This is a genomic window from Sphaerisporangium fuscum, from assembly GCF_018531465.1.
Lineage (GTDB): Bacteria > Actinomycetota > Actinomycetes > Streptosporangiales > Streptosporangiaceae > Sphaerisporangium > Sphaerisporangium fuscum.
The window spans coordinates 55,048-73,114 of record NZ_JAHDTF010000001.1 but is presented as its reverse complement, the minus strand read 5'-3'; the positions used below and the strand labels follow the sequence as shown (position 1 = coordinate 73,114).

The 18,067-nt window shown below is 70.9% G+C and carries 18 protein-coding genes; 11 read left to right on the top strand and 7 right to left on the bottom strand.

Annotated features, from left to right (window positions below; all coding sequences use genetic code 11):
* Window positions 1-2 precede the first annotated feature (2 nt).
* Window positions 3-698 (top strand): GntR family transcriptional regulator, encoded by a 696-nt coding sequence (locus tag KIK05_RS00315; protein WP_214408431.1) that lies wholly within the window; start codon window positions 3-5, stop codon window positions 696-698.
* Between the two features lie 61 nt (window positions 699-759).
* On the opposite strand, the gene KIK05_RS00310 is transcribed toward KIK05_RS00315, so the two are convergent.
* Together KIK05_RS00310 and KIK05_RS00305 are read right to left on the bottom strand one after the other, a co-directional pair.
* On the bottom strand, window positions 760-1,497 hold the full coding sequence (locus tag KIK05_RS00310; RefSeq protein ID WP_214408430.1) for an SDR family NAD(P)-dependent oxidoreductase: 738 nt from the start codon (window positions 1,495-1,497) through the stop codon (window positions 760-762).
* Window positions 1,494-2,486, bottom strand: a complete 993-nt coding sequence (locus KIK05_RS00305) for a methyltransferase (protein WP_214408429.1) — start codon at window positions 2,484-2,486, stop codon at window positions 1,494-1,496. The genes KIK05_RS00310 and KIK05_RS00305 overlap by 4 nt, the downstream gene beginning before the upstream one ends.
* A gap of 92 nt (window positions 2,487-2,578) precedes the next feature.
* Here KIK05_RS00305 and KIK05_RS00300 point away from each other — a divergent pair, with 92 nt between their 5' ends.
* Window positions 2,579-3,451 (top strand): aldo/keto reductase, encoded by an 873-nt coding sequence (locus KIK05_RS00300; RefSeq protein ID WP_308249667.1) that lies wholly within the window; start codon window positions 2,579-2,581, stop codon window positions 3,449-3,451.
* A 105-nt stretch (window positions 3,452-3,556) separates the two neighbouring features.
* Here the strand turns inward: KIK05_RS00300 and KIK05_RS00295 are convergent, their stop codons facing one another.
* Entirely contained in the window at window positions 3,557-4,978 is a 1,422-nt protein-coding gene (locus KIK05_RS00295) for an amidohydrolase (RefSeq protein WP_250562033.1), read from the bottom strand.
* Window positions 4,979-5,080: 102 nt separating this feature from the next.
* Here KIK05_RS00295 and lipP1 point away from each other — a divergent pair, with 102 nt between their 5' ends.
* From lipP1 to KIK05_RS00260, 7 genes are read left to right on the top strand one after another with little or no spacing between them, the layout of a single operon-like run.
* Complete coding sequence (gene lipP1, locus KIK05_RS00290; protein WP_214408427.1) at window positions 5,081-6,019, top strand: LipP1 family hormone-sensitive lipase; 939 nt, start codon at window positions 5,081-5,083, stop codon at window positions 6,017-6,019.
* Window positions 6,019-6,741 (top strand): ABC transporter ATP-binding protein, encoded by a 723-nt coding sequence (locus KIK05_RS00285; RefSeq protein WP_214408426.1) that lies wholly within the window; start codon window positions 6,019-6,021, stop codon window positions 6,739-6,741. Before lipP1 ends, KIK05_RS00285 begins: the two co-directional genes overlap by 1 nt.
* Complete coding sequence (locus KIK05_RS00280) at window positions 6,738-8,471, top strand: branched-chain amino acid ABC transporter ATP-binding protein/permease (RefSeq protein WP_214408425.1); 1,734 nt, start codon at window positions 6,738-6,740, stop codon at window positions 8,469-8,471. Before KIK05_RS00285 ends, KIK05_RS00280 begins: the two co-directional genes overlap by 4 nt.
* A 37-nt stretch (window positions 8,472-8,508) precedes the next feature.
* On the top strand, window positions 8,509-9,669 hold the full coding sequence (locus KIK05_RS00275) for an ABC transporter substrate-binding protein (protein ID WP_214408424.1): 1,161 nt from the start codon (window positions 8,509-8,511) through the stop codon (window positions 9,667-9,669).
* Window positions 9,670-9,697: 28 nt separating this feature from the next.
* Window positions 9,698-10,570 (top strand): ABC transporter permease subunit, encoded by an 873-nt coding sequence (locus KIK05_RS00270; RefSeq protein ID WP_214408423.1) that lies wholly within the window; start codon window positions 9,698-9,700, stop codon window positions 10,568-10,570.
* A 19-nt stretch (window positions 10,571-10,589) separates the two neighbouring features.
* Window positions 10,590-11,699, top strand: a complete 1,110-nt coding sequence (locus KIK05_RS00265; protein ID WP_214408422.1) for a zinc-binding dehydrogenase — start codon at window positions 10,590-10,592, stop codon at window positions 11,697-11,699.
* Window positions 11,700-11,727: 28 nt separating this feature from the next.
* The gene (locus KIK05_RS00260; protein ID WP_214408421.1) at window positions 11,728-12,696 is read left to right on the top strand and encodes an aldo/keto reductase; all 969 of its coding nucleotides are present in this window, start codon (window positions 11,728-11,730) and stop codon (window positions 12,694-12,696) included.
* Window positions 12,697-12,848: 152 nt separating this feature from the next.
* Here KIK05_RS00260 and mscL read toward each other — a convergent pair whose 3' ends face one another.
* From mscL to KIK05_RS00240, 4 genes are all read right to left on the bottom strand, one after another.
* Window positions 12,849-13,277: a large conductance mechanosensitive channel protein MscL gene (gene mscL / locus KIK05_RS00255; RefSeq protein WP_214408420.1), complete on the bottom strand. Its 429-nt coding sequence runs from the start codon at window positions 13,275-13,277 to the stop codon at window positions 12,849-12,851.
* 90 nt (window positions 13,278-13,367) lie between these two features.
* Window positions 13,368-13,586, bottom strand: coding sequence for a DUF397 domain-containing protein (locus KIK05_RS00250; protein ID WP_214408419.1), 219 nt, complete (start codon window positions 13,584-13,586; stop codon window positions 13,368-13,370).
* Between the two features lie 465 nt (window positions 13,587-14,051).
* Window positions 14,052-14,264 carry a DUF397 domain-containing protein gene (locus tag KIK05_RS00245; protein ID WP_214408418.1) on the bottom strand — a complete coding sequence of 71 codons (213 nt, stop codon included), beginning with the start codon at window positions 14,262-14,264 and terminating at the stop codon, window positions 14,052-14,054.
* 373 nt (window positions 14,265-14,637) lie between these two features.
* Window positions 14,638-15,486 (bottom strand): helix-turn-helix domain-containing protein, encoded by an 849-nt coding sequence (locus tag KIK05_RS00240; RefSeq protein WP_214408417.1) that lies wholly within the window; start codon window positions 15,484-15,486, stop codon window positions 14,638-14,640.
* A 384-nt stretch (window positions 15,487-15,870) separates the two neighbouring features.
* On the opposite strand from KIK05_RS00240, the gene KIK05_RS00235 reads away from it, so the two are divergent.
* Complete coding sequence (locus KIK05_RS00235; protein ID WP_214408416.1) at window positions 15,871-16,179, top strand: hypothetical protein; 309 nt, start codon at window positions 15,871-15,873, stop codon at window positions 16,177-16,179.
* Window positions 16,180-16,383: 204 nt separating this feature from the next.
* Window positions 16,384-18,036, top strand: coding sequence for a glycosyl hydrolase family 8 (locus KIK05_RS00230; RefSeq protein ID WP_214408415.1), 1,653 nt, complete (start codon window positions 16,384-16,386; stop codon window positions 18,034-18,036).
* Window positions 18,037-18,067: the final 31 nt, after the last annotated feature.

Here is an 18,067-nt window from a genome sequence, read left to right as displayed (position 1 = left end):
CGGTGAGTTCCGCGAAGAGAACCACCCGCGAGAAGGCGTCCAAGGCCGAGCTCAGCTACGAGCTGCTGCGCTCGCGCATCCTCGACGGCACCTACGGGCCGGGCTATCGGCTCGTGATGGACCAGCTCGCCAGGGAGATCGGGGTCAGCACGATCCCGCTGCGCGAGGCGCTGCGCCGGCTGCAGTCCGACGGGCTGGTCGAGGTGGTGCGCAACATCGGGGCGCGCGTCGCGGTGTTCGACGCCCACCAGGTGGAGCACACGCTGCAGGTCCTGGCCCGGCTGGAGGGGTACGCGACCGCGATCTCGGCCCCCTGCATGACGCCCGAGCACGTGGCGGCCTCGCGGGAGATCAACAAGCGCATGATCGAGGCACTCGACCAGTTCGACCCCGCGTCCTTCACCGCGCTCAACAGAGACTTCCACTTCTCCATCTACCAGCACTGCCCCGACGAGCATCTGACCTCGCTGCTGAACTCCGAGTGGGCCAGGCTCGACCACATGAGGCGCTCGTCGTTCAGCTACGTGCCCGGACGCGCCCGCCGCTCGGTGGAGGAGCACGAGCACATGCTCGACCTCATCGAGGAGGGCGCCGACGCCGCCGAGATCGAGCGGGTGGCGTGCGCGCACAAGGTCGCCACCGCCGACGCGCTGCACAACGCGCACACTCCCGCCCCCGCCTCACGGCAGTCCGCCTGAGAAGTCCCATGAAAAGGCGCCGCTCCCGGGACGTGGATACCGGAAGCGGCGCCGTCGCGCGTCAGGTGAGGAGCTGACCGCCGTCCACCTGGACCACGGCCCCGGTGATGTGCCGTGCCTGCGGGGAGGCGAGGAAGAGCACCAGCGGGGTGATGTCCCCGGGAACGGCGATCCGGCCGAGCGGGATGCGCGACTCCCACGCGGCGCGGGCCTGAGGGTCGTCCATCAGCGCGGCCGTCATCGGCGTGTGGACCGGGCCAGGCGCCACGCCGTTCACCCGGATGCCGTGCCCGGCGAGCTCGATGGCGCCGGTGCGGGTGAGCGCGTCGACCGCCGCCTTGGTCGCCTCGTAGTGCCCGAGGCCGGGGGTCGGCTGGCGGGCGCCGATGGAGCTGACGTTCACGACGCAGCCGCCGCGCCCGGCCTCGATCATCTGGGCCGCGGCGGCCTGAGTGACCAGGAAGGTGCCGCGCACGTTCACCGCGAGCACCCGGTCGAAGGTCTCGACGGGCAGCGACACGAGCGGGCCGCCGCCCGCGACGACCCCGGCGTTGTTCACCAGGACCTCGACCGGCCCGAGCGCGGTCGCGACCTGGGCCAGCCCGGCGGTGACCGACTCGGGGTCGGTGATGTCCACCGTCACGGCCAGCGCGCCCAGTTCCGCCGCCGCGGCCTTCGCCGCCGCCTCGTCGACGTCGGCGATGGCGACCCGGTCGCCCGCCTCCGCGAACGCCTGGGCGACCGCGCGCCCGATCCCGCTCGCGCCGCCGGTGACCAGGACGACGCGACCGGCGCTCATCGGGCCTCCGCGATGATGACGCGCGGGCTGCCCGGCAGCGCGCGGGTCTCGACGGGCTCCCACCCGGCCTCGCGCAGCCAGCCCCGCACCTCGTCCTCGGGGTAGACGGTCGTCCCGTCGATCACGAGGTACTCGCCGGCGTGCAGGGCGTCGATGGCCCGCTGCCTGTCGTCGGAGTCGAGGAAGAAGTCGAGCAGGATCAGCGTGGCGCCGGGGGCCGCCGCGGAGCGGGCGTTCTCGATGATGCGCCGGTTCTGCCCGGCGTCGAAGCGGTGCACCACGTGTTCGAGCAGGACCAGGTCGTAGCCGGTGGGGACCTCGCCGGTGACCGGGTCGCCCGCAGCGACCTCCAGCCGGTCGCCGAGTCCGGCGCCGGCGACCGCCTTCTTCGCGTGCTCGGCCATGAACTCGCTGGAGAAGAAGGTGCCGCGCAGGCCGGGGGCCGCGCGCAGCGCCTCGGACAGGAACGCGACGGACAGGCCGCCGAGGTCGAGGACCCGCTCGTGGCGGGAGAAGTCGTAGTTCTCCGCCAGCATCGTGGCGTGCAGGGCGTTGTAGGTCATGACACCGGTCATGAACACGTCCATCCGGTCGCCGCCGAGGTCGAGCGGCGCGGGCGCGGCGGTGCGGGTGGTCTCGCCGAACCCCAGCCAGTGCCCGTAGCTGATGCCGTCGAGGAAGGCCAGGAACGGCCGCAGGTCGACGTCGTCGCCGGATCCGGCGAGGTAGCGGGCGGTGGCGGGGGTCGTCGCGTACACCCCGTCGGTGCGGGTCAGCAGGTCGAGGCCCGCCATGGCGTCGGCGAGGATGCGGGCGGTGCGCTCGGGAAGTCCGGTGTGGGCGGACAGCTCGGCGACCGTCGCGGGTCCCTCCGCCAGCGCGGCGAAGACGCCCGCCTGGCTGGCGGCGAACAGCTGCTTGGCGGCCATGTAACCGGTGGCGACCTCGAGGATGCGCCCGGGACCGGCGCCGTCCGGGGGGAACGTCATACGGACTCCTTCGAATACTCAAAACAGTATGGGAGATGATATACGATTTGCGTTCCAGCGGCCAGAGGCCGTACTCGCGCAGGGAGGTTCACGTGGAGTTCACAGGTCAGGTGCCCCGACGCAGGCTCGGCGCCGCGGGGCCGGAGGTCCCCGTCTTCGGCCTCGGGTCGTGGAACACCTGGGACCGTATGGAGATGGACCAGGCCGTCGAGCTGATCGGCACCGCCGTCGCGCGCGGCGTCAACCTCTTCGACGTGGCCCACTACAACTTCGGCCCGCACGCCGAGAACGCGATGACCGATGTGATCTTCGGCAAGGCCGTGCGTGAGGCGGGAGTGCGCAGGGAGGACTACCTGCTGTGCGGCAAGCTCTGGCTGTGGGACTACCCCAAGGTCTCCTTCGCCGAGCAGATCGAGGTCTCCCTGGACCGGATCGGCACCGACCGCGCCGACTTCGTGGTGGCGGGCGACTTCTTCGGCGAACTCGACGTCAGATCCGTGGTCGCCGACGCCTCCGAGCTGGTGCGCGCCGGGCGGTTCGAGGCCTGGGGGGTGAACAACTGGTCCGCGGACGACCTGCGGCTGGCCAGGGGGTTCGCCGCGGCCGAGGGCATGACGCCGCCGTCGTTCGCCCAGCTCAAGTACAGCCTGGCGCGGCGCTCGGTGCCCGAGGGCGAGCCCTACGGGAGGCTGTTCGACGAGGGGCTCGGCCTGCAGGCCTCCGACGTGTTCGAGGGCGGCATCCTGGCGGGCCGGCTGCACCCGCAACGCAAGATCGGCGCCGACCCGGGCGGGATCCGCGACCGGATCCGGGCGGCCTATCCCGCCGTGGAGCAGGCCGCCTGGCGGTTCGGCGCCAAACCCGCCCAGCTCGCCGTCGCGTACTGCCTGCTCCACCGCGCCGCCGCGAACGTGCTGTTCGGCGTCAGCCGGCTGGAGCAGCTCCACGACAACCTCGGCGCGTGACCCTCCTGGAACGGGGCGCCGGCGAACTGCGCGAGGCGGTCGCGGAGCTGTGGATCGACAGGGACGTGGTGAGCCCCGGCGCGTCGTGGGGCACCGACTGACCCGCTAGGCCTCGTGGACGACGGTGCCGCCCAGCACCGTCAGGCGCACCGGGACCTGGGGGAGCGCCTCGGGCTCGATCTCCAGGGGGTCGGCCTCGAGGACGCACAGGTCGGCGACCTTCCCCGGCTCCAGCGACCCCTTCCAGGTCTCGGCGCCGTCCTGCCAGGCGGGCGTGATCGTGTACGCCCGCAGGGCCTGGGCCGTCGCCAGCCGCTGCGCCTCACCCCGCACGCCGCCGTCCAGCCCCCGCCGGGTCACCGCCGCCGCGACGCCGGCCCGCCAGTCGGGGGTGAGCACGGGCGCGTCCGAGCTGAGGCACAGCGGGACCCCGGCCGCGAGCGCGTCGCGCAGCGGCCAGGCATGGGGGAGCACACCGGGTCCGAGGGCGGCGGTCAGCATGTCCTCGGTGGCCACCGGGATGCCCGCCTGGGTGTTCAGGCCGATCCCCGCCGCGGCCATCGTCGCGATGGTCCCGGGATGCAGCAGGTCACCGTGGATGACGTAATGTCTTCCGGCGTGCTCTGTGGTTGTTTGTCCGGATTGCTGGGCGAGTACGGCGGCCAGCGCCTCCGCGACCACCCGCGTGGTCCGGCTGCCGGTCGCGTGCACGCCGATCTGGTGCCCCGCCGCGTGCGCCGCCTCGATCATCGCGACGAGCGCCGCCTCCCGTTCCCCGGCGTCGGCTCCCTCGACGAGGAGGCCACCGTGGGTGCCGTCGTCGTACGGCTCCTCGGTCCAGGCGGTGCGCATCGGGGGGATGCCGTCGGCGAAGATCTTCACGCCGGCGACGCGGAACCGTCCCGGCACGTCGGCGGGCGGTGTGAAGGAGCGCAACCCCTCGGCCAGCCCGGCCCGCGAGCTCGCCCCGTCGAGCTCGCCGAACAGCATGAGCGCGGTCACGCGCGCGGTCAGCAGGCCCTCGGCGGCGAGGTCGGCGTAGTCGCGCAGCGCGTCCGAGCCGAAGCAGCCGCTCGGCCCGTCGTCCTCGCCCGGGCCGAGGCCCGGCTCGGTGTAGCTGGTGATGCCGAGGGAGGACAGCAGGGCGGCGGTCCGCAGGATCGCGCGGCGCCGGTCGGCGCCGGTCTCCAGGCGCGCCGGGGGGCCGCCGTGGTGGTGGTCCCCGCCCGCCAGCTGGTCCATCAGCAGATTCGGCCACATCGCGCCGAGCCACACGCCGTGCAGGTGGGAGTCGTTGATGCCGGGCAGCACGGCCCCGCCGCGCAGGTGGACGACCCGGGTGTGGTGGCCGATCAGCGGCGCGACCTCGTCCGCCGTCCCGACCAGGGCGATCCGCCCGGCCCGGACGGCGATCGCCTCGCCGACGGTGCCGCGGGCGTCCATGGTGTGGATCCGCCCCCCGGTCAGGACCATGTCCGCCGGGGAGGGGTCGTGGGCGTCGTCCCTGGTCTCGTTGCGCAACCTCAACCTCTTCGCCTCTAGACATCCTCGTTGGCCACGCATAACGTACACGGAATCAGATACGATTTGCGAGGGCCTGAAGGGCACCTCGGCAACCGGAGGTCACCGATGCCCCTGCATCCGGAAGCGGAGAAGATCATCGGCCAGATGCCCGCCGGCGACAGCGGTCCCGCCATGCCGCTCGACGCGCAGGCGATGCGCGAGGAATTCCGGCGGGCATGGCGGATGCCGGAGCGGTTGCAGACCGTGGGCGGCGTCGTCGACACCGTCTTCCCCGGGCCCGCCGGAGACGTCCCCATCCGCGTCTACACCCCCGAAGGCGAAGGCCCCTTCCCCGTCCTCCTCTGGTTCCACGGCGGCGGCTGGACGATCGGCTGCCTCGACGAGAACGAGGTGGCCTGCCGGGCCGTCTGCGCGGAAGCGGAGGCCGTCGTCGTCTCCGTCGACTACCGGCTCGCGCCGGAGAACCCCTACCCCGCCGCGGCGGACGACTGCTTCGCCGCCGTGAAGTGGGTCCACGAGCACGCGGCCGAGCTCTCCGCCGACCCCGCCCGGATCGCCGTGGGCGGCGAGAGCGCGGGCGGCAACCTCGCCGCCGTGTGCGCGCTGAAGTCGCGCGACCTCGGCGGGCCCGAGATCGCCCTGCAGGTGCTGGTGTCCCCCGTGCTCGGCCATCCCGACGACGGGCGCGCCTCCTACGCGGACTACGCCGAGGGCTACTTCCTGTCCAAGGCGAGCATGGACTGGTTCTTCACCACCTATCCGCGCGACGAGCGCGACTTCGACGACCCCTACCTCCTGCCGCTGCGCGCCGCGGACCTGTCGGGCCTGCCCCGCGCGCTGGTGCTGGAGGCCGAGTGCGACGTGCTGCGCGACGAGGGGGTGGAGTACGCGCGACGGCTCGCCGACGCCGGCGTCGAGGTCGAACTGGTCCAGTTCGACGGGCTGATCCACGCGTTCTTCGGCCTGCTGTGCGCCGAGCTCACCGACGCGAAGGAGGCCCACGCCCGCGTCGTCTCCGCCCTCCGCTCACTGCGGAGCTCGTGATGGGGAACGCGGTCCTCGGCCTGACGGGCGTCCACATCAACCGGGGAGAGGTCCCGGTCGTCCACGACGTGTCGCTCGAGGTGGCCCCCGGCGCGGTCACCGTGGTCCTCGGGGCCAACGGCGCGGGCAAGACGACCCTGATGGACGGCATCGCCGGCCTGGCCCCGCTGACGGCCGGGACCATCAGCCTCGGCGGGCAGGCCGTCGAGCGCCTGCCGACCTACCGGCGGGCGCGGGCCGGCCTGGGCTACGTCGAACAGGCCCGCACCGTGTTCCGCACCCTGACCGTCGAGCAGAACCTCATGGTCGCGCGGGCGGGCAAGGGCGACCCCGCGACGGTCTTCCGGCTGTTCCCCGAGCTGGACAAGCGCCGCGGCCTGCAGGCGGGGCACCTGTCCGGCGGCGAGCAGCAGATGCTCGTCGTGGGCCGGGCGCTGGTGACCGACCCCAAGGTCGTGCTGATCGACGAGATGTCGCTGGGCCTGGCGCCGGTGGTGGTGCAGCGCCTGATGCGCGCGGTGGCGGACCTGGTGGGGCTGGGGATCGCGGTCCTGCTCATCGAGCAGTTCGCCAACCTCGCCCTCGAGGTGGGGACCAACGCGTACGTCCTGCGGAAGGGACGCGTCGTCTTCGACGGCCCCTGTTCCGAACTGCGCGGGGACAGCGGACTGCTCCATGAGGCCTACTTCGGCCAGGCACCGACGGAGAGCGAGACACGATGAACGCGATCGACAAGCGTTCCACGGCCATCGGGCTCGGGATCGCCGTGGCGGCCTGTGTCGCCGTCCCGGCCCTGCTGCCGCCCTACTGGATCTACCTCGCGATCACCGCCGTGGTCAGCGCGGTGATCATGCAGAGCTACGGTGTGATCGTCGGCCGCGCCGGGATGATGTCCCTGTGCCAGATGTCCCTGGCGGCCATCGGCGCGTGGGTCGTGCTGCGGCTCAACCTCGCCGACGCGCCCGGCGGCTTCCTGCTCTGGCTGCTGCTCGGCGGCCTGGCGGCCGTCCCCGTCGGGATCGCGATCGGCCTGCCCGCGCTGCGCATCCGCGGGGTCAACCTCGCCGTGGTCACCTTCGGCTTCGCGGTGTCGGCCGACCTGGTGTTCAACGCCAACCAGTTCCCCGGCACCACCGAGCTGAAGACGCTGGTCAGGCCGTCACTGGTCGCGACCAACGGGAGGTACTTCGTCCTGACGGTCATCGTCTTCACCGTCCTGGCGATCGGCCTCGCCCTGCTCAACCGGACCCGGCTCGGCATGTCCTGGCTCGAGCTGCGCCACTCAGAACGGGCAGCGGCCGCCCACGGCATCTCCGTGGCCCGCAGCAAGCTCGCGGCCTTCGCCATCAGCGCCTTCATCGCGGGCATCGGCGGCGGCCTGATGGCCGGCCAGCTCGGGCTGGTGGTGTCCGGCAACTTCGCGATGGGACAGTCGCTGGCGCTGTTCGCGATGGCGATCGTCATCGGCCCGCACAACATCGAGGGCGCCGTCATGGGCGGCGTCATGGGCGCCGTCATGGCGACGATCCTGGACAAGCTGAAGATGCCCCAGGACCTCGGCGGCATGCTGTTCGGCTTCCTCGCGATCTTCGCCCTGCGCAGCGGGTACAGCCAGACCGACTTCACCCGGGCCCGCAAGCGGGAACGGGCCGCGCGGACGCTGCTCGACGCGCGCGAACAGCCGGAGGGGGAGCAGGAGGCCCCTCTGGAACCGGTCACCCCGCCCGCCGGGTCCGCCGAGCCGTGCCTGGACGTCCGGGGGCTGACCGTCCGTTACGACAAGGTCGTGGCCCTGGACGCCGTCGATTTCACCGTCCCCGCCGGCGCGGTGGTCGGGCTCATCGGCCCCAACGGCGCGGGCAAGTCCACCTTCATCTCGACGGTCACCGGCTTCGTCACCGGCTACGAAGGCACCGTGGAACTGGGCGGGCGCTCCATCGGCGCGCTGCCCCCCGCCGTCCGGGCCCGGCACGGGCTGCGCCGCACCTTCCAGACGACGATGATCGCCCCCGAGCTCACCCAGTACGAGTACCTGACGATCGGCGCGGGCCGGCGGCTGGCCAAGGCGGAGGCCGACGAGCTCCTGGAGTTCTTCGGCTGCCCGCCGGGTGAGGTCCCGGTGTCGATCGTCGACGTCGGCTCCCGCCGCCTGCTCGACGTGGCCGCCGCCATCGCCGCCAGGCCCCGGGTCGCCCTGCTCGACGAGCCCGCCGCCGGGCAGTCGGCCGCCGAGTCGCTGCGGCTCGGCAGAAGGCTCGCCCAGGTCCCCGAACGCTTCGGCGTGTCGATCCTGCTGGTGGAGCACGACATGGAACTGGTCAGGGCCGCCTGCTCCCAGGTTACCGTCCTCGACTTCGGCCACGTCATCGCCTCGGGCCCCACCCGCGCCGTCCTCGAAGACCCGGCCGTCATGGCCGCCTACCTCGGCACGGCCGAAGTCCCCGCGGCCTGAGCCCCCCTCTCCGACCCCCCAGCAAAGGAAAGTCCCCATGAAGCGCGCACACCGCTTGTACCTGGCCGCCGCGGCCGCCGCGGTCCTGGCCACCTCCACCGGCTGCTCGGACGCGGGCGGCGGGACCGACGGACCGATCAAGGTCGGCGCGATCAACGGCATCACCGGCCAGTTCCAGACCCCGGAGGTGCCGCAGGCGGTCAAGGCGGTCTTCGACGAGGTCAACGCGGCCGGCGGCGTCAACGGCCGCAAGATCGAGTTCATCAGCAAGGACGACGCGATGAACCCGCAGCGGTCCACCGAGGCCGCCCTCGACCTGATCGAGTCGGAAGGCGTCGTGGCGTTCGTCGGCTCCTCCAGCGCGGTCGACTGCGGGCTCAACCGCGCGACCTACAGCAGCAACGAGATCGTCTCCATCCCCGCCGTCGGCGTCGACCCCGCCTGCTTCACCAGCCCGAACATCGCCCCGGTCAACCCCGGGCCGTTCAAGCTGCTCACCGCGATGCTCTACTACGCCTCCGAGACGCTCAAGCACGACAAGGTGTGCCTGGAGTACGTGACCCTGCCCGGCAGCGGCGGCGGCATCGAGAGCGCCATCAAGGAGTGGCAGGACATCACCGGCAAGTCCCTCGCGCTCAAGGACACCGCGGTCGGCACCGGCGACCCCACGCCGTACCTGGTCAAGGCCAAGAGCGCCGGCTGCCAGGCCGTGCTCTACAACGGCCCGGTGGGGCCGTGGTTCGCCCAGGCGAAGACGCAGGGCATGCAGGACGTCGACTTCATCGTCGGCGCCAACAGCTACACCGACGCCAACGCCAAGGTCATCCCCGCCGGCATGAAGGCCTACGCCGGCACCGAATGGCAGCCGTACACCGACGAGACCCTGCCCGGCAACGACCGCTGGTCGAAGGTCGTGGGCGGCCACAACGTCCAGAAGACGGCGTTCAGCCAGGGGGCCGTCATGGCCGCCGACGTGTTCGTCCAGGTCCTCAAGACGATCAAGGGCGACATCACCCGCGAGTCGGTGACCCAGGCGTTCAAGAACATGCAGCCCGTCAAGTACCCGCTGGTGGGCACCCCCTGGGTCTTCGGCCCCGGCAACGCGCACAACCCCATCCAGGGCAGCCGCTTCGTCAAGGCCGTGGACGGCAAGTGGCAGGTGCTGCCGGAGGACTTCATCGTCCCGGCCAAGAAGTGATCCCCACCGCACGAACCGGAGGTGCCCGATGCTCAATTCCGTGGTCGCCGGCCTGACCAGCGGTGGGGTGTACGCGCTGCTCGGCCTGTGCGTCGTGCTGACCTACCGCCTGGTCGCCGTCGTCAACTTCACGATGGCCGCCTGCGGGGCGATCGGCGCCTTCGTGATGGTGACCCTGATGGACGCCGGCCTGACCGCATGGCTCGCGCTGCCCGCCGGGGCGGCGGCCGGCGCCGCGATGTCCGGACTGCTCGGCACCGCGCTGGTCCGCTGGTTCAGCGGGCACGAGGAGCGCACCAAGGCCGCCGTCACGGTGGCCGTCTACGTCGCGATCATCTCGATCGGGCTGCGGCTGTTCGGCGGCAACACCACCGGCGCGCACCGCTTCCCCGCGCCGTTCGACGACCCCGCCTTCACCGTCGGCAGCGTGGTCGTGCCCCAGTCGGTGCTGGTCTCGCTGGGCTTCGCCGTGCTGATCACCGTGGGGGTGAGCCTGCTGCTCGGCCGGACGCTCATCGGACTGCGCCTGCAGGCCCTGTCGGAGCGGCCCGCCACCGCCCAGGTGGTCGGCATTCCCGCGCCCGTCCTCGCCATCGGCGTCTGGGTGGTCATCGGCGCCATCTCGACCCTGGTGATCGTCCTGGTGGCGCCGCGCCTGGGCGGGGACTTCGCGACCCTCGGGAACCTCATCTCCACGGCCCTGGCGGTGGCGATGATCGGCGCCTTCCGCAGCCTGCCGCTCACCCTGGCCGGAGGGCTGCTCCTCGGCTGCCTCGAGGGCGCGGCCTCGTCGGTGACCGCGATCCAGGAGTACCGCGGCGTCGTCCCCTTCCTCGTGATGCTGGTGCTGCTGTGGTGGCGCAGCCGCGGCGAGGTCTGGGACACGGCCCACAGCAGATAGCGAATCGGAGAAACGACACATGTCTCTGCCCACCTCCACCCGGGCGGCGGTGCTGCGCGCTCACGGGGAACCGCTGACCATCGAGGAGATCCCGCTGCCGGGCGAGTGCGAGCCCGGCGCCGCGCTCGTCAAGATCGACTGTGCGACGCTGTGCGCCACCGACGTCCACCTGTGGAGCGGCGCGATGTCGCTGCCGGGCATGCTGCCGATGGTGCTCGGGCACGAGATGATGGGCACGGTCCAGGCGGTGGGCCCCGGCACCCTCGACGCCCTCGGCCGTCCCGTCAAGGCCGGCGACCGCATCGGCTGGTCGGAGTCCGTCTGCGGCCACTGCTACGGCTGCACGGTGCTGCGCGCCCCGGTGGCCTGCTCCGACCGGGGATACGGCTTCCGGCAGCGCTCCGACCGCTGGCCGTACGCCACGGCCGGCCTCGCCGAGCACGCCTACGTGACCCCGGGCGCGCTGAAGGTCGTCCTTCCCGACGACGTCAAGGACACCTGGGCGGCCGCGGCCGGCTGCACGGTCAAGACGGTCCTGCACGCCTTCGACCGCGCGGGCGGCGTCCGGCCCGGCGCGTCGGTGGCGGTCCAGGGAGCCGGCGCGCTCGGGATCGTGGCCACCGCGGTGGCCAGACTCGGCGGCGCGGGCACCGTCATCACCATCGGCGCGCCCGACGCCCGGCTCGACCTGGCCCGCCGGTTCGGCGCCGATATCACCATCGGGCTGGACGGCGGCCCCGAGAGCCGCCTGGCCGAGGTCATGGACGCCACCGGCGGCCGGGGCGCCGACCTCGTGCTCGACTTCGCCGGCGCGCCGGGCGTCGGCGCCGAGGCCGTGGACATGGCCGCCTGGGGCGGCCGGTTCGTCGTCGTCGGCAGCACCGGCCCCCGCCCCGATCCCGTCGCCCTGGGAACGATCATGGGCAAGGAGCTGACCGTGCTCGGTTCCCTCAACGGCGACGTCGGCGACTACCACCGGGCGATCGAGTTCCTGCGGACCTTCCAGGGACGCTTCGCCTGGGACGAGCTGTTCGGGGAGCCCGTGGGGCTCGGCGGCGCGACCGCCGCGATCGAGTCGATGGCGCGGCTGGACCAGGTCAAGGCCGTCGTCGACCCCTGGACGCACTGATCCCACCATCTCGCCAACGAGGAGTCGTATGACCACCGAGAGAACGACCATCCCGAGGCGGAAGATCGGGACGCACGGCCCGGAGGCCTCCGTCCTGTCCCTCGGGTCCTGGCACATCTATGACCGGATGGACTTCGCCGACGCCGTCGCGATGGTGCGCCGCGCCGTCGACCTGGGCGTGAACCTCTTCGACGTCGGCGTGTACGGCCTGCCGGGACACCCGCCCGTCTTCACCGACGTGCTGTTCTCGGCCATCGTCCGGGCCGCCGGCATCGGCAGGCACGAGTACCTGCTGTCGGAGAAGCTCTGGCTGGAGGGCTACCCGGAGATGTCGCTGCGCGAGCAACTGGAGCGCGCGCTGTTCCGGGTCGGGAGCGACCGGGCCGACATCGTCGTCCTCGGCGACATCCGGCGCGACGACCTCGACCTGCGGCGGCTGGCGGACGACCTGGCCGCCCTGGAGGACGACGGGATCGTCGGCTGCTGGGGCGTGAACAACTGGTCGGCCACCGCGATCAGCACCATCCGGCGGCACGCCCTGGACGCGGGGTCACCGGGCCCGCAGCTCGCCCAGCTGAAGTACAGCCCGTGCCGGCGGTCGATCCCCGACGGCACCCCGTTCGCGGGCGTGTTCGCCGAGGGCGTCTCGCTGGAGGCGTCCGACGTCCTGGAGGGCGGGATCCTCGCCGGGAAGACCCAGCCGTCCCGGCAGGTCGGCCGCGACCCCGGCGGCGTGCGCGAGCAGATCGTCGAGGCCGCCGCGGGCATCGGCAAGATCGCGGCGGACCTGGACGCGACACCGGCCCAGCTGTGCGTCGCCTTCGCCCTGACGCACCCCGCCACCTGCACCGTCCTCGTCGGCACCAGCAGCATGGAACAGCTGACCGACAACGTCGGCGCGCTGGAACTGCTGGACCGGGTCGGCGCCGAGCGGCTGAGATCGCTGCTCGAACCGTTCTGGGCCGACCGCGACGTGGTCGACCCCGAGGGTCCGTGAGCGGCCGGGAGCGTGAGACGGCGGCCGGACAGCCGTAGGGAGGTGCAGGCGTCCGGCCCGCTCAGGCACGCGGCCGGCCGGTCAGCCGGTCGTTCGGGCGGGTCGCGCGGGGGCGGTCAAGCGGGCGGCCGGTCAGGCGGCCCGCCGGCCGTTCAGGCGGGCGGGCGGTCGTTCGCCGGGACGGCCGTCAGCTCCACCGTGCAGAAGGCGCAGCGGCGCGCGTCGACCGGGATGTCGCTCAGGCACTCCGGGCACTGCTTCTCGCTGGTCTTCTTGTCGCGGTCGAAGAACGAGATCAACCGCGTCATCGGCATGACGACCAGCCAGTAGATCACCGCGGCGATGATGAGGAAGGTCAGCAGGTGGTTGACGAAGTCGCCGTAGCGGAACTCCGAGCCGTTGACGGTGAAGGAGTACTTCGAGAAGTCGGGGCGGTGGCCTCCCGTCACCGCTCCGATCAGCGGTGTGATGAAGTCGGCGACCATCGCCTGGACCAGCCCGCTGAAGGTCGCCCCGACGACCACGGCGACGGCCATCTCGACCAGGTTGCCGCGTATCAGGAACTTTTTGAATCCACCCATCCTTGGATCCTCCGGGGGGAACGGCTACGGGTCGAAGCACTCCGGCTACCCGTGCGGCGCTCCGCAAACCCGGTGCGGGGTGTTCTGGGGCTACACCTCGGCCCCGAGCCGGTCGAGATCGAACCGGCCGGCCTTGGCGGCGTCGATGAAGGATCTCCACTCGGCGCCGGAGTAGACCAGGATCGGGCCGCCGTCGTCCTTGCCGTCGCGCACTCCGACCCAGCCGTCGTCGAACGCGACCTCGACACAACTGCCGTTGTTGCACGCCGCGTGCCACTTGGCCCCTTGGAACGCAGGTAGGCCTGCCATGCCCCTCCTTCCGATGAATCTTTCGCCGTATTAGTGCCCGGGAGCGTACAGCCCGGCGAAATTATAGTTCACCGGGGCCCGGGAAAACGGGGGCGCAGGGTTGGGGTTCCAGGAATCACTGGACCGCGAGGGAACTGCTCCTGACCTGGTCCTTCTTGCCCGATGCCCAGATGAAATGCCGGAAATGCGGGGCACGATCTGGGGCCAGAGGGCTTGCGAGTGACCATAGGGAGAAGAGGGACGCGCCGGAAATCGGAAACGGCGCCGGCGGGGGCTGTCCGGCGCCGTCTGCTCGGCTGCGTTTCATCTGGATTCCACTGTCACGCATCGGATTGAGCGGCTTTCCTGCGGGTTGCCGGACGTTCGTGACATCCGGCCGCTCCGCGACCGCCGACCTTTAGGGTCGTTTTCGCGTAACAGGCCCGCGCCACTCCGGAAAGGTTTGCCCGGGTGGGCGGAGCCCGGTCACATATCGAATTCGCCTGCCTTGACGCCGCGGACGAAGGTGCGGAACTCCTCAGCGGTGAATTCGAGCGGCGGACGGCGGAGATCCTTGTTGTCGCGGATTCCGACGCCGCCGTGCGGAAGGCGTGCCACCTCGACGCAGGTTCCGTTGTTACATCCGCTTGCGGCCTTCCAGTTCAGGCCGGAGTGCCCCGAAGGGTTATGCGACGCCATCGTCTCTCCTGATGTCACTGAGGAGCCCTCGCCGTGCCCGCCGCGCGAGGGATCGCGTCCCCCAGCACGGGCGCGACCGACTTGATCGGGCCGGATAAATAGGCATGAGCCCCCGCTGCAGATGTGGCCGTTGGTCGGGCCGAAGCTCTGTGCGGGGGCTCCTGGTGATCATTTATCGCAGCTCCTGCCGACATGTCAACACGATCAAGGGGTTGAGCTGGTCGAAGTTGGAGAGATCTCTGTTTGCCGGGCGGTCGTTTGCAGGGGGTTGACGGGTCTATGTCCGGATCTTGGGGCATGGCGCGGAGTGTCGTGGCCATGGGTGTACGCCGCGTTGGCCGGTCCGGCGGGGGTATGTCGGGGCGCCGCGCGGTCAGCGGGCGTAGGTCCTGCTCATCTCGGCGATCAGGGAGACCGAGTCGCGGGGGTTGAGCGCCGCCGCCCGCAGGTGGGTGATCACCTCACGGAACCGCTCCAGCTCGCGCGGTTTCTCGAGATAGAAATCGCCCATCAAGGACTCGACGTAAACCGTGTCGGGGATCATGTGATCGGGGAATTCGAGAAGAATGAACATGCTGTCGAACCCGATGTGCGCCCCCACACTGAAGGGAATCACCTGGATTATCACGTGGGGAAGCTCGGAAAGCTCGGTGACGCGTTCGAGTTGGGCGCGCATGACCGAATGACCTCCGACGTGCCGGTGGAGCACCGATTCGTCGAGGAGCACCCAGCAATTCGGCGGATCGTCCTGGAGATGGAGCCGCTGTCGTTTCAGGCGGGCGTCGACGCGTTCTTCGAGGACCTCCTGTTTGATGCGCGGCAGGCACCCGCGGATGACCTCCCGGGCGTAGTCCTCGGTCTGGAACAGGCTCGGGACCGTGGTCGTCTCGTACATCGTGATCGAGGAGGCCTCGGCCTCCAGGCCGATGTAGGGGTCGAGGTCGAGGTCTTCGTACTCCTGCCACCAGCCCGCCTGGCGGGCCTCTCTGGCCATCGTGATGAGGGCCTCGGCCTCGGTCTGGTCGGTGCCGTAGATCTGGCACAGGTCGCGGACGTCGCGGGGGATGACGCTCCGCTGGGCGGTCTCGATGCGGCTGATCTTGGCGGGTGAGCACTCCAGCCGCTGGGCGGCCTCCTCGATGCTCAGCCCGGCGCTCTTGCGCAGCTCCCGCAGGCGGCTGGCGAGCTGACGGCGCCGTAGGGTCGGATTGGCCCCGGCCATCGGTGCTCACCTCTTCCTCGCGGCACCCGCCGCGCGCCCCCAAGCTTTCCCAGGTGGCTCATTTGCTAACAGCAAACACTATTCGCCGGTGGCGAGCGCCAGAGGTATCCGCCGCGGACACTTTCCTGTGGCAATTGCCATTGGCGGTTGCTCTTGGCACGAACCAGGGTAAACAGAGAGTTAGCCCCTAAGAGAGAGGACGACCCCCCTGACACCGCGCCCTCGTGGCCGGCCATCCTCTGCGGGAGGGGGAGGGCCGCGACCGCGAGGACGCGGTCCCGGTGGGGCGTGGGGGGGCACAGCGAAGCCGGTCCGATGGTGGGGCATCGGGGCCGGCGGCGGAAACCATCCTCGTCACCCGGGAGCGAGAGAGGACGGCCCTCTATGAATGTCAGCCCCGCCGGGATCGCCACCCATTTGTGGACTCTCCTACGTGAGGAGGCGCTCACCCGGCACTGGAAGCTCAGCGACGCCGTGTTCGCCGAGATCGACGGGTTCGCCTGGGTGCAGGGGTGGGCGATCAGCCGCCGCCGCACCCGGCACACCTACCGCGACCCCCGCTTCGACCGGGTGGTCGTCTGCTGCACCTGCGGGGGAGAGGGCAAGGGCGAAGCGGGCCGTCCCTGCCGCACCTGCAAGGGGGACGGACTGCTGAACTTTTTCGAGCCCGCGCCCGCGAAGAAGATCGCCTGAGCCTCCCCTTCAGACGGCCGGCGCGCACGCCGGTCTTCCTGCCTGACGGACGGCCCGGTCGCCTGCCACCGTCATCCCTTCCTGCCGCCGCTTGACGGCGTCCCACCGTTGGTGTTCCTATGAGCGAGGATCGTTAAGAAAGGTTATTAACAATCCTTGCCCCCTCCTCATGCCTTCGCGACCCCCAACGGAGAGGACACCGAGGTGCACCGTCACGTTCGCACCGCATCCGTCACGCTCGCATCCCTCGTCGCCGCCGGTCTGCTGCTACCGGCGGCCGCCCTGACTCCCGCCTCCGCGGCCTCCGCCACCACCTACGAGGCGGAGAGCGCCGTGATCTCGCAGGGCACGGTGGCGACCAACCACACCGGCTATTCGGGTTCCGGTTTCGTCGACTACACCAACGTCGCCGGCGGCTACGTCGAGTGGACGGTGACGGCCGCGACGGCCGGCAGCGCGAGCCTGGTGCTGCGCTACGCCAACGGCACCACCACCGACCGCCCGATGGACATCAGCGTCAACGGGACGGTGGTGGCCCCGGGCAAGGCGTTCAACGGCACCGGGTCCTGGGACACCTGGGCCGACGCCACGGTGAACGTCTCGCTGAACGCCGGGACCACCACCATCCGGGCCACCGCGACCACCGCCAACGGCGGCCCCAACGTCGACTACCTCGCCGTCACCGCCGGCGGTTCCGGCGGCCCCGGCCCCGCCGTGCCGTTCGGCGGCCACCTCTACCCCTACGTCGCCGGGACCCTCAGGCCCTCCGGCTCGCAGGCAACGCTCGACCAGGCCGTCGTCACCTACTACAACAAGTGGAAGAACGCCTTCCTCAAGCAGAACTGCGGCAACGGCTGGTACGAGGTCATCTCGCCCGACGCCGACCACCCGTACGTCGCCGAGGGCCAGGGCTACGGCATGGTGATCCTCGCGACCATGGCGGGCGCCGACCCGAACGCCAGGACGGCCTTCGACGGCATGGTGAAGTACATGCTGGCCCACCCGTCGGTGAACAACCGCGACCTCCTCGCCGCCGAGCAGGACAGCTCGTGCAAGAGCGTGAACGGCTCCGACTCGGCGACCGACGGCGACCTCGACGTGGCCTACGGCCTGCTGCTGGCCGACCGGCAGTGGGGGAGCTCGGGGACCTACAACTACAAGGACCTCGCGATCAAGCACATCAACGCCATCAAGGCGAGCGAGGTGAACCCCTCCACCCGTCTGATGAGGCTCGGCGACTGGAGCACGTCCGGCGACTCCACCTACTACGTCACCCGGTCGTCGGACTGGCTGATCGACCACTTCAGGGCGTTCAGGAAGGCCACCGGCGACACCGCCTGGGACACGATCAGGACCGCGCACCAGAACCTGGTCACCTCCCAGCAGTCGACGTACGCCCCTTCGACCGGCCTGCTCGCCGACTTCGTGGTGAACACCAACTCCACGCCGAAGCCCGCCCCGGGCAAGGTGCTGGAGGACGCCAACGACGGCAAGTACTTCTGGAACGCCTGCCGTGACCCGTGGCGGATCGGCGGCGACGCGGTGACCAGCGGGGACGGCGCCTCGCTCGCCTCCGCCCGCAAGCTCAACAGCTGGATCAAGAGCAAGACCGGCGGAGACCCGGCCAAGATCACCGTCGGTTACTCGCTCGGCGGCTCGCAGATCAGCGGCGGCAGCGAGCCGGCGTTCTTCGCCCCGTTCGCGGTGGCCGCCATGACGGACCCGGGCAGCCAGGCCTGGCTCGACGCGCTCTGGAAGAAGATGCTCAACACCTCCTTCACCTCGAGCGACTACTACTCCACCAGCATCCAGCTCCAGGTGATGATCACCGTGAGCGGCAACTACTGGGTGCCCTGATCCGGCCGTCCCGCGCGGGGGCGACCAGCCG